This is a genomic window from Rhizobium indigoferae (assembly GCF_034554815.1).
In the GTDB taxonomy this organism is placed as follows: domain Bacteria; phylum Pseudomonadota; class Alphaproteobacteria; order Rhizobiales; family Rhizobiaceae; genus Rhizobium; species Rhizobium leguminosarum.
In genome coordinates, this window is the sequence record NZ_CP140635.1 from 3,706,365 (window position 1) to 3,718,086 (window position 11,722).

10 protein-coding genes are annotated in these 11,722 nt (G+C 62.1%); 6 read left to right on the plus strand and 4 right to left on the minus strand.

Annotated elements, in window-relative coordinates:
• Window positions 1–14 precede the first annotated feature (14 nt).
• From hemH to U5G49_RS18470, 3 genes are all read left to right on the plus strand, one after another.
• Window positions 15–1,049 (plus strand): ferrochelatase, encoded by a 1,035-nt coding sequence (gene hemH, locus U5G49_RS18460; protein WP_018243529.1) that lies wholly within the window; start codon window positions 15–17, stop codon window positions 1,047–1,049.
• Between the two features lie 285 nt (window positions 1,050–1,334).
• On the plus strand, window positions 1,335–2,375 hold the full coding sequence (locus tag U5G49_RS18465; RefSeq protein WP_003542866.1) for an SPFH domain-containing protein: 1,041 nt from the start codon (window positions 1,335–1,337) through the stop codon (window positions 2,373–2,375).
• Between the two features lie 3 nt (window positions 2,376–2,378).
• The gene (locus U5G49_RS18470; RefSeq protein WP_018243530.1) at window positions 2,379–2,834 is read left to right on the plus strand and encodes an NfeD family protein; all 456 of its coding nucleotides are present in this window, start codon (window positions 2,379–2,381) and stop codon (window positions 2,832–2,834) included.
• Between the two features lie 14 nt (window positions 2,835–2,848).
• Here U5G49_RS18470 and U5G49_RS18475 read toward each other — a convergent pair whose 3' ends face one another.
• Window positions 2,849–3,844: a KpsF/GutQ family sugar-phosphate isomerase gene (locus tag U5G49_RS18475; RefSeq protein WP_018243531.1), complete on the minus strand. Its 996-nt coding sequence runs from the start codon at window positions 3,842–3,844 to the stop codon at window positions 2,849–2,851.
• Between the two features lie 143 nt (window positions 3,845–3,987).
• On the opposite strand from U5G49_RS18475, the gene U5G49_RS18480 reads away from it, so the two are divergent.
• Entirely contained in the window at window positions 3,988–5,526 is a 1,539-nt protein-coding gene (locus tag U5G49_RS18480; RefSeq protein ID WP_193444295.1) for an outer membrane beta-barrel protein, read from the plus strand.
• A gap of 71 nt (window positions 5,527–5,597) precedes the next feature.
• Here U5G49_RS18480 and galU read toward each other — a convergent pair whose 3' ends face one another.
• Window positions 5,598–6,485 carry a UTP--glucose-1-phosphate uridylyltransferase GalU gene (gene galU, locus U5G49_RS18485; protein ID WP_018072820.1) on the minus strand — a complete coding sequence of 296 codons (888 nt, stop codon included), beginning with the start codon at window positions 6,483–6,485 and terminating at the stop codon, window positions 5,598–5,600.
• 204 nt (window positions 6,486–6,689) lie between these two features.
• On the opposite strand from galU, the gene U5G49_RS18490 reads away from it, so the two are divergent.
• A complete protein-coding gene (locus tag U5G49_RS18490; RefSeq protein WP_018243533.1) occupies window positions 6,690–7,913 on the plus strand; it encodes a lytic murein transglycosylase in 1,224 nt (407 codons plus the stop codon).
• 174 nt (window positions 7,914–8,087) lie between these two features.
• On the plus strand, window positions 8,088–9,320 hold the full coding sequence (locus tag U5G49_RS18495; protein WP_018243534.1) for an SGNH/GDSL hydrolase family protein: 1,233 nt from the start codon (window positions 8,088–8,090) through the stop codon (window positions 9,318–9,320).
• A gap of 37 nt (window positions 9,321–9,357) precedes the next feature.
• On the opposite strand, the gene U5G49_RS18500 is transcribed toward U5G49_RS18495, so the two are convergent.
• Window positions 9,358–9,990: a hypothetical protein gene (locus tag U5G49_RS18500; RefSeq protein ID WP_018243535.1), complete on the minus strand. Its 633-nt coding sequence runs from the start codon at window positions 9,988–9,990 to the stop codon at window positions 9,358–9,360.
• A gap of 268 nt (window positions 9,991–10,258) precedes the next feature.
• Window positions 10,259–11,713 (minus strand): glutamate synthase subunit beta, encoded by a 1,455-nt coding sequence (locus U5G49_RS18505; protein ID WP_026188524.1) that lies wholly within the window; start codon window positions 11,711–11,713, stop codon window positions 10,259–10,261.
• Between the last annotated feature and the right edge of the window lie 9 nt (window positions 11,714–11,722).

Sequence of the window (11,722 nt, forward strand, 5' to 3'; positions counted from 1 at the left end):
GCTTTGGGACCAGAATGACAGCAGATATTTCACTCCGCCCGGCGGACCATCCGGCCGTCAAGTCAGGCAAGGTCGGTGTCCTGCTGGTCAATCTCGGCACGCCTGATGGCACCGACTATACCTCGATGCGCCGCTATCTCAGGGAATTCCTCACCGATCGCCGCGTAATCGAATGGTCGCCCTGGAAGTGGTATCCGATCCTGTTCGGCATCGTCCTCAACACCCGCCCGCAGAAGGTCGGCAAGGCCTATGAGCTGATCTGGAACAAGGAGAAGAACGAAAGTTATCTACGCACCTACACCCGCAATCAGTCGGAGCTGATGGCCGCGCGCCTGAAGGATCTTGATAACGTCAAGGTCGATTGGGCGATGCGCTACGGCACCCCGTCGATTGCCTCGCGCATCGACGCGCTGAAAGAAGAGGGTTGCGACCGTATCGTGCTCTTCCCGCTTTATCCGCAATATGCGGCGGCGACGACCGCCACCGTCAACGACAAGGCCTTCCAGAAGCTGCTCTCGATGCGCTGGCAGCCGGCGCTACGCACCGTTCCCGCCTATCATGACGACGAGACCTATATCGAGGCGCTCGCCACGTCGGTCGAGAGGCATCTTTCGACCCTCGACTGGAAGCCGGAGATGCTGCTCGCCTCCTTCCACGGCATTCCAATGTCCTATTTCAAACAGGGCGACCCCTACTACTGTCAATGCCAGAAGACCGGCCGGCTGCTGCGCGAGCGGCTCGGGCTGACCAAGGAAAACTTCATGGTCACCTTCCAATCCCGCTTCGGGCCGGAGGAATGGCTACAGCCCTATACCGACAAGACGGTGGAGAAGCTCGCCAAGGACGGCGTCAAGCGCATCGCCGTCATCAATCCCGGCTTCGTCTCCGACTGTCTGGAGACGCTGGAGGAAATCGCCGAGCAGGCGGCCCATTCCTTCCATGAGAACGGCGGCGATAAGTTCGCGCATATTCCCTGCCTCAACGACGGCGAGGACGGCATGAAGGTGCTGGAAAAGGTCGTCCGTCGCGAATTGCAGGGCTGGGTCTGAGAGCCCCATTCAGAAAGCGGCGTCGGACGAGGAGCTAAAGCATGTCGCGCAAAACTGTGCAGCGGTTTTGCGATAACCAAATGCGTAGAAACAAAGACATAAAGCGCGGGAGCGAATCTGAAAGATCGCGATGCGCTTTAGCAACCGCCTAATGAATTAACCGAAACGGAACCTCCTTTTCACTTGCAGCCCGGGCGGTTGCGCCCTCATTTCTTCCTCGCAAATAACGTGCTAACTCACCACATGAGTTGGGCAGGCGCGCATGCGCCGATAGGAGGAATTTTCATGCTGTTCGGCGGCTTCGACATCGTCGTGATCGTGCTGGTCATCTTCGTTATCCTAGTGCTCTTTGCCGGGATCAAGACCGTGCCGCAGGGCTACCGCTATACGATCGAGCGCTTCGGGCGTTATACCCGCACGCTGGAGCCTGGCCTCAACCTCATCACCCCCTTCATCGAGCGTGTCGGCGCCAAGTTGAACGTGATGGAACAGGTGCTGAACGTGCCGACCCAGGAGGTGATCACCAAGGATAATGCCTCGGTTTCGGCCGATGCCGTCTCTTTCTATCAGGTGCTGAATGCTGCCCAGGCCGCCTATCAGGTCTCCAACCTCGAAAACGCCATCCTCAATCTCACCATGACCAACATCCGCTCGGTCATGGGTTCGATGGATCTCGACGAACTGCTCTCCAACCGTGATGCGATCAACGACCGGCTGCTGCGTGTCGTCGACGAAGCCGTGCATCCCTGGGGCATCAAGGTCACCCGTGTCGAGATCAAGGACATCCAGCCGCCGCGCGACCTCGTTGATGCGATGGCCCGCCAGATGAAGGCCGAGCGCGAGAAGAGGGCGCAGGTGCTGGAGGCCGAAGGCTCGCGCAACGCGCAGATCCTCAGGGCCGAAGGTGCCAAACAATCCGCCATTCTCCAGGCCGAAGGCCAGCGCGAGGCCGCCTTTCGCAACGCCGAAGCCCGCGAACGTCTAGCCGAGGCCGAAGCCAAGGCAACGAAGATGGTCTCCGAGGCGATCGCCGCCGGCGACATCCAGGCGATCAACTATTTCGTCGCGCAGAAATACACCGAAGCGCTGACCTCGATCGGTTCGGCGCCCAATTCCAAGATCGTGATGATGCCGATGGAAGCGTCTTCCATCCTAAGCTCGCTCGGCGGCATTGGCGCCATTGCCCGCGAAGTCTTCGGCGATGCCGGCAGCAGCCCGTCGACGCCACTACCCGTGCCGCCGCGCCCGCGCCCCGCACCGGCACGCTCGACGCCGCCGATCAATCCGTCGACCCCCAATCCTTTCAATCCCGAGCAGGAGCGATAAGCCATGCTGGCGAAGATCGTCACCGAACTCGGTCCATGGAGTTGGTGGGTCGCAGGGCTCGTGCTGCTTGCCGCCGAGATGATTGTTCCCGGCTTCTTCCTGGTCTGGATCGGCCTTGCCGCCTTGATCGTCGGCGCGCTATCGCTACTCTTCTGGGACAGCGCCTTCTGGGTCTGGGAGTTGCAGGCGATTCTTTTTGCGCTTCTCGCCGTTGCCACGACCTTCGCCGGCCGCCGGCTGACGCTGCGCAATGCCACGACCGACGAGCCCTTCCTCAATCAGCGCGGCGCAAGCCTCGTCGGCCGCACCGCCACCCTGCACGAACCGATCCGCGAGGGCCGCGGCCGAATCCGCCTCGACGATACACTATGGCAGGTGATGGGACCCGACCTGCCCGTCGGAACGCAGGTGAAGGTGGTCTCGAGCAATGGCCGCGACCTCAGAGTCGAGCCCGTCTGATCGAACGAGCCTGATCAGGCGACGCCGATCCGCAGCAGGTCGTGGAAGTGCACCAGCCCGACCGGCCGGCGGTCGTCGTCGATGACGATCAGCGCGCCGATGTGATGCTGGTTGAGCAGCGCCAGCGCTGCCGTCGCCAGCACCGTCGGCTTCACCGTCTTCGGCGTCCGCGTCATGATGTCGTCGACATCAAGCTCTGAAAGATTGCGCGTGAGATTGCGCGCCATGTCGCCTTCGGTGACGATGCCGCAGAGCCGCCCATCTTCATCCAGCACCCCGACGCAGCCGAAATGCTTGCGCGACAGCACGGTGATCGCCTCCGGCATCGGTGTGCCCTTGGCAACGAGCGGCAGCCGCTCGCCGGTATGCATGACATCGGCGACATGCATCAGGCTCGCACCCAGCTTGCCGCCGGGATGGAAGACGTGGAAATCCGTAGCGGTAAAGCCGCGCGCCTCCAACAGCGCCACCGCCAGCGCGTCGCCGATTGCAAGCTGCATCAGCGTCGAGGTCGTCGGCGCCAGCCCATTCGGGCAGGCCTCCTGCTCGTTCGGCATCAGCAGGACGATATCGGCGGCGGTCGCCAGCGAGGACCCTTCGCTGCAGGTGATCGCGATCAGCGGAATGGAGAAGCGCCGCGTGAAGGAAATGATACTCTTGAGCTCGGCGCTCTCGCCACCTTTGGAAATCGCCAAGACGACGTCGTCGCGCGCGATCATGCCGAGATCGCCGTGATTGGCCTCCGCCGCATGCACGAAAAAGGCAGGCGTTCCCGTTGAGGCAAATGTCGCCGCCAGCTTGGCGCCGATATGCCCGCTCTTGCCGACGCCGGTGACGATCACGCGTCCGGAGATGTCGCCGATGACTTCGACGGCCCGTGTGAAAGGACCGGCCAAGCCATCGTCAAAGGCCTGTTCGAGCGCTTCAAGACCGCGTCTTTCGGTCTCTACCGTGCGTTTTGCCGACTCGAGCACGCTGTTTTCAACGAGGTTTATCGCTCTTCTGATCATGAAGTTGCGTTAGACCTTTTCACTTTCCAAGTCCACCCCGCAGTCTTTCCGAATTGTGAACAGCGCCGGCCGCCGGCAACGAATGGTTAACCACAAGGCTTTACCTTTGGGTAAGAACCGAAAGCATGTCAGGCGCGAATTGCATGGGCCAGCCAAAACAGACGAGCAGTGTGACGCCGCTCCGCGCCATGAGCTGTGCCGTCTCATTTGCCGTGCTCACTGGCCTGCTTCTCAGCCAGACGGCAGCCTTCGCGCAGTCCGCCTCGCAGCCCGCAAACAGCCGCTCCGCCACCTCTCAGGACAACCACGCCACCAACAATGCGGCATCCGCCGCCGGTTTCGATGACGAGACCGACGATACCGCCACTCCTGCGGCAAACGGCGCGACTGCGAACGCGGACGGTGCCCAGCAGCGGCCCGCCGTACCGGATGCCCAAGCCGGCGACGACATTACCGGCTCCATCCTCGACGAGGACATCCGCCGGCTGAACACCCGTGAAGCGCCGGTCGATGAGGCACTGCCGCGCCGCAGGGCTGCCGAAGGCGCCTCGACAGAGGAAACGCCGGGAATCCCGATCGGCACGTTTGTGCTCCGCCCGAGCGTCACCCAGAGCATCAACACCGAGACCACCAAGGACGACAATACGACGCAGCGGCGCGCCTTTCTCGAAACCGATGCGGCAGCGACCCTGACCTCGGACTGGGGCCGGCATCAGTTGACCGTGACCTCGGAAGGCGCCTGGCAGAAGAATGTCAGCGGCGAGGGTGAGGAACAGCCTTCCTTCAAGCTCAACAGCGACCTCAGGCTGGATCTTCCCGACGATACGACCGCGCACCTGACCGCTGGCTATAATTTCTACCGCGAGGATACGGACGATCCCGACGCCATCGCCAACGCCGCGCAGCAGTCGGACGTCCAGGAATTTTCGGCCGGCGCCTCCGTCCAGCGCGATTTTGGCATCCTGCGCGGCACGACTGCACTTGCGCTGACACGCTCGATCTATTCGGACGCTAAACTCTCGAACGGCACGACCGTCTCCCTCAGCGACCGCAATCAGACGACGGGCACGTTGCGTGGCCGTGTGGGCTACGAACTGTCACCCGCGCTCATCCCCTTCATCGAGGCCAACATCGGCCGCACGGTCTATGACGAAACGCAAGACTCCGCCGGCTACGAGCGTTCGGGCCATAGCTACGGCGCCAAGGCCGGCGTCGAGGTCGATCTCGGTGAAAAGCTGAAGGGCGAAGTCGGTGTCGGCTACGAGATGGCGGATTTCGAAGACAGCCGGCTATCCTCGATCGATACGGCCACACTCGATGCAAGCCTGCTCTGGTCGCCGATCCGCGGCACCGATGTCAACCTCGACCTGCAGACGAGCATCCAGCCCTCGACCACGGCGGGCGAAAGCGGCTACGTTTCGCACGCGCTGACGACGACGGTCACCCACCAGTTGCGCGACAATCTGGTCGGCACGATGATCGGTGGCGTAATATGGCGCGATTATCCGACGGATAGCACCATCAACGACGAGCTCGTCTATACCGCTGCGACCGGCCTTACCTGGAACATCAACCGCTATCTCGATCTCACCAGCACACTCGGCTACGAGCTGACGACGCGCAAGGAAGGAAGCGATTCGCAGCAATGGCGAGCCGGCGTCGGTCTCAAGCTGAAACGCTAAGAATGACGACCAAAATAGAGCGCCGCGTATCTGTTGGGACACGCGGCGCTCTATTACATTGAATCTACAACTTATTTCAGGCCGGCAAGCAGTTCCCTGAAGCCGCCTTCGACGGAGGGGCGGATATCGGCGCGTTCGAGGGCGAAGGCGACGTTTGCCAGGATGAAACCGTCCTTGGCGCCGCAGTCGTAGGTCGCGCCGCGGAAGTGGTAACCGGCGAAATCCTGTTCCTTCAGCAGCTTTAGCATGCCGTCGGTAAGCTGGATCTCGTTGCCGGCGCCGCGCTCCTGGGTTTCGAGGATCTTGAAGATCTCCGGCTGCAGGATGTAGCGGCCGTTGATGAAGAAGTTGGAAGGCGCAGTCCCCTTGGCGGGCTTTTCCACCATGCCGGTGATACGGAAACCGTCGCCGATCGCCTCGCCAACGCCGACGATGCCGTATTTATGCGCTTGGTCGGGCGCGCATTCCTCGACGGCGATGATATTGCCGCCGCTCTGGCCGTAGAGGTCGATCATGCCCTTCATGCAGCCCTTGTCGCCCTTCATGATCATATCGGGCAGCAGCAGTGCGAAGGGTTCGTCGCCGACGATCTCGCGGGCGCACCAGACCGCATGGCCGAGGCCGAGCGGCTCCTGCTGACGGGTGAAGCTCACCGTGCCGGCCTTCGGCAATTGCTGGGCGAGAAGGGTGATTTCAGCCTTCTTGGCGCGCTCGCGCAGCGTCTGTTCCAACTCGAAATGGATGTCGAAATAATCTTCAATGACGTGCTTGTTGCGTCCGGTGACGAAGACCAGATGTTCGATCCCGGCCTCGATCGCCTCATCGACGACATATTGAATGATTGGCTTGTCGACGACGGTCAACATTTCCTTCGGAACAGCCTTTGTCGCCGGCAGGAATCGCGTTCCCAACCCGGCAACCGGAAATACTGCTTTACGAACTTTGTTGTGTTGAGCCACACCCGGCCTCCTGCTTCGATCACATCGCTTTGGAAATAGAGCTTTTTAGCTTTAACTAGTATAGAATTGCTACTGTTTTGCAAATGGTGACCGCAGCGGATCGCCATGGTAAAGATTTTGTTGACTCCGTTCCTGTAGTCTCGGGTCTGGGCGGATAGGATGTCCCGCTGCACCAGAAACTGAAGATGACGGATACGACTGTCGATGACCCAGAATCACAAAAACTCCCTTCGTGGTCTTGCTCTCGCCCTCATTGTCGCTGCCCAGGTGGCACTGGTCCCCGACAACGCGAAAGCTGATTCCCGCTTCCAGAAATGGATCGCGGATTTTTACCAAACTGCCGCTCAGAGTGGCATCAGTAAGGCAACTTATCAAAAGGCCTTTTCCGGGGTGAGCGAGCCCGATCCGACCGTGCTCGAAAAGGCCGCCTACCAGCCGGAATTCACCTCGAAGATCTGGGACTATGTCGATTCCCGCGTCAACCCCTATACCGTCAAGATCGGCCGCGAGATGGCTGCCAAGCATGCAAGGACGCTCGCTGCGATCGAGCAGCGTTTCGGCGTCGACAAGACCATTCTGCTGGCCATCTGGTCGATGGAATCGAATTATGGCGCGGTTCTCGACAAGGACGACCGGCTGCACTACGTGCCGCGCGCCCTGGCAACGCTTGCCTACGCCGATCCGAGCCGCGCCAAATTCGCCAAGAAGCAGCTGGTCGCGGCACTGAAGATCCTGCAGAACGGCGATGTGCCGGCACGCGAGATGACCGGCTCCTGGGCCGGCGCCATGGGCCACACCCAGTTCATTCCGACAAGCTACCTGCTTTATGCCGTCGATGCCGACGGCAACGGCCACCGCGACATCTGGAATTCGGTCCCCGACGCGCTGGCGACCTCGGCCAATCTCCTGATGAAGAACGGCTGGGACACCGGCAAGACCTGGGGCTACGAGGTCGTCGTTCCCGCCGCAGTCGCCAAGCAGGCCGGCAAGACCCATACGTTGGCCCAATGGGCGGCACTCGGCCTGACGCGCCCGAACGGCAAGGCCTTCCGCGAGAGCGCCACCAAAGCCATGCTGAAGATGCCGGCCGGGCCCAGTGGCCCGGGCTTCCTGATGACCGCCAACTTCTTCACCATCAAGAACTACAATGCCTCGGATAGCTACGCGCTCGCCGTCGGCTTGCTGGCCGACCAGATCGCCGGCTACGGCGGCATGCAACAGCGCTGGCCGCGCCCGGACGGCGCCCTTGATATCACCGAGAAATTCGAGCTGCAGACCCGTCTGAAGACGCTCGGCTATTACAATGGCGAGGTCGACGGCAATTTCGGGTCGGGTTCGAAGGCGGCAATATCAGCCGTCCAGTCGCGCATCGGCATGCAGCCGGACGGTGAGCCCTCGTTGCCGCTTCTGAACGCACTGCGCCGCTAGATCGGGATGATCCCGGCCGGACCGGCCGGAAATCTCAACCCGCATTTCGATCAACGAAGTAGGGCATGATACCGCCCGAAAACCCCACACACTTTTCGGCATGATGCTCTACAACAGGCCGAACCGTGACCTAGATAGTAGCGGGAGTGGACGCTGGCCTACCCTGCGTGCAAGATGCCGGCAGATGCGGAACTGCCCATGACGAAGAAAACTGATCGCACCCCAATCCGTTGGCTCGTGCTCGCCTTGGCGGCGGCTTCGCTATGCCTTGGCGCTCTTGCGCCGGTGCATGTCGCCGAAGCCCAGGAGCAGCGCTATCAGCGCCGTTCGATCCTCGATTTTTTCCTCGGCCGACGCTATCTCGACGATGCGCCGCAAGCCCCTGATGTCCAGCAGCCGAGGCGCCAGCAGCGCAAGCGCCCACCGCCACCGAAGGCCGTGGTCAATACCCGCACCGCGCCACCCTTGCGGACCGTCGAAGAGGAGCCGGCGGTGCAGAAGCTCGGTGACGCCCGAACGATCCTGATCGTCGGCGATTTCCTGGCCAGCGGCCTCGGCGACGGCCTCACCGCCGCCTTCGAGACCTCGCCAGGCGTCGTCGTCGAAGCCCGCGGCAACGTCTCCTCAGGCCTTGTCCGCGACGATTATTACGACTGGCCGGAACAGCTGCCGAAGATGATCGACGAGCTGAAGCCGGCAATGGTCGTTGTCATGATCGGCGCCAACGACCGCCAGCAGATGGTGACCGACACCGCCAAGGAGAAATTCCGCACCGATGGCTGGTTCACCGAATACCGCCGCCGTGTCCTTTCTTTCGGCAAGGAGGTCACCGGCCGCAAGATCCCGCTGCTTTGGGTCGGCCTTCCTGCCTTCGAATCCGATTCGATGACGGCCGATGCCGTCCAGATGAACCAGCTCTACCGCAACCAGGTCGAAAGCATCGGCGGCGAATTCGTCGATATCTGGGATGGTTTCGTCGACGAAAACGGCAACTTCATCGTCACCGGCTCGGATGTGAACGGCCAGCAGGTACGCCTGCGCACTTCTGATGGCATCAATCTTACCCAGGCCGGCCGGCGCAAACTTGCCTTCTATGTGGAAAAACCGGCCCGGCGCCTTCTCGGCACGCAGGCAAGCCCCGATCTGGTCCGCCTCGACTCCAGCAATCTGCCCGGTCTCGGCCTTCCCGACAATCCGGTCGAACATACCGTGCCGATCAGCCTCTCCGATCCCGATCTCGATGGCGGCGCCGAGCTTCTCGGCGCCAGGCCGCCGCCTATGGCTTTGACGCGGTCGCCGCGCGACCTCCTGGTCGAGCAGGGCGAAATGACGCCCGCACCTCCCGGCCGCGTCGATGATTACCGCCTGCCTGTGGCAAAGGCGCCGGCCGAAGTCTCGGTCAAATAAAAGAGACCGCGCGAGGCGGCCCTCCGCTTCGTCCCGTCTACTTCGCCGTCGCCTGCGGCCAGCTCAGATAATAGTAGTTCTGTCCGATCAGGCCGAAGAAGGCGTTGCTGTCGTTCGTCTGGTCGACATAGCTGCCGTTTTCCTTGACGAAGGCGCCGTCGGAGCCGCGCTCCAGATGCGCATCGAGGAAGTCGCTCCAGCCGCTGACATCAATCTCCTTGCCGGCCTTGCTCTCAGTGTCCGCCTCATCGGGATCATCGACATCCCAGGCGTTGACCGACACACCCTGCGTCGGATCGGTGATGGTGAGCGTGCCCGCTTCCAGGGCAGCCAGCATGTCGTGCGCCTTGCCGCTCTCGCCTTCGGCCGCAGCCGCATCCTGCAGCTGCTGCTTCAGCATCGACATGAAGGAGGCGCTGGTTACGTCGGCGCTATCACCCGTCGTGTCGGACTCATCAGACGTGTCGCTCTGGGCCGAAAGCGTGTCGAGCAGCCCGGAAAGGGCCTGGTTGGAAAGAAGCGAGGCAGAACTCGGATCGAGCCCGTAGCTGCTCAGAATGCTGGCGGCCGACGAACTCTGCGTGTCCTGCGAGCTGTCGTCGGAGCCGCGGAGGTTTTTCAGAGCATATTGGGCCGAAACCAGCCGCGTGCTGTCAAGTGCGGAAACCATTGGAAATGTCCTTGTCGATCATTCGCGGTCTCACGCCGCGGCCGATGGTGAAATGCGTTACGGCCAAAACGGCGGGGCATCTCCGCTTCGGTCGCCGCCGGCTCCTCCTGAGCCCGCGTCCGGCGAAAAATCTCGCTTCCAGGCATTGCCTGAGGCTTGCGGCGCACAGCCTCCGCGTCAAGCCGTCGCACTACAGCGCGGCGCACCATGAAAAAACTCCGCCGGAGGGGCGGAGTTCGTGGTCTTCGGGAAGGTGTGCGGCCGACGGTCAGTTCGGCAGAACGGTCGAACCCATCAATTCCTCGTCGATGGCGCGCGCTGCCTGGCGGCCTTCACGGATCGCCCAGACCACCAGCGACTGGCCGCGGCGCACGTCACCCGCCGTCCAGAACTTGTCGACCGAAGTCTTGTAGTCGCGATCGTTGGCGACGACGTTGGTCGAGCCGCGCTTGTCGGTGTTGAGCGTCAGCTTGCCCTCCAGCTCCTTCAGCACGCTGCCGGTGAACGGCCCGCGGAAACCGATGGCGATGAAGGCGAGATCGGCCCGGATGACGAATTCCGTACCTGGAACCGGCCGCCGGCGTTCGTCGACCTCGCAGCACTTGACGCCGGTGAGCACACCGTCTTCGCCGACAAATTCAAGAGTCGCCACCTGGAATTCACGGACGGCACCCTCGGCCTGTGAGGAGGAGGTTCGCATCTTCGTCGCCCAGAAGGGCCAGACGGCAAGCTTGTCTTCCTTCTCCGGCGGCTGCGGCCGAATGTCGAGCTGTGTGACCTTGACGGCTCCCTGGCGGAAGGCCGTGCCGACGCAGTCCGAAGCCGTATCGCCGCCGCCGACGACGACGATATGTTTGGCGCCGGCAAGGATCGGGTCCGACGGCCAGCCGACGCTGTCGATGTTCTCCCGCCCGACGCGGCGGTTTTGCTGCACCAGATAGGGCATCGCATCATGCACGCCCGCAAGGTCGGTGCCCGGAATGCCCGCCTCACGCGGCGTCTCGGAGCCGCCGCAGTAAAGAACGGCGTCGTGATCGGCAAGCAACTGCTCGACCTTGACGTCGACGCCGACATTGACGCCGCAATGGAAGGTGACGCCCTCGCCCTTCATCTGTTCGACGCGGCGGTCGATGAAGTTCTTCTCCATCTTGAAATCGGGAATGCCGTAGCGCAGCAGGCCGCCCGGCTTGGTCTCGCGCTCATAGAGATGCACCTCATGGCCGGCGCGGCCGAGCTGCTGGGCAGCCGCCATGCCGGCGGGGCCGGAGCCGATGACGGCGACCTTCTTGCCGGTATGGACCGTCGCCGGCTGCGGCCGGATGAAGCCGAGCTCATAGGCCTTGTCGGCGATCGCCTGTTCGACCGTCTTGATGGCAACCGGCGCATCCTCGAGATTCAACGTGCAGGCTTCCTCGCAGGGCGCCGGGCAGACGCGACCGGTAAACTCGGGGAAGTTGTTGGTGGAATGCAGGTTCTGGATCGCCGCTTCCCAGTTGTTGTTGTAGACGAGGTCGTTCCAATCGGGAATCTGGTTGTGAACAGGGCAACCGGTCGGGCCGTGGCAATAGGGGATGCCACAGTCCATGCAGCGCGCGGCCTGTTTCTGCACTTCCGGGTCCGACATCGGGATCGTGAACTCGCGGAAATGGCGGATACGATCCGACGCCGGCTGGTATTTCGCCACCTGCCGGTCGATTTCCAGAAACCCTGTTACCTTACCCATGTTTTCGTC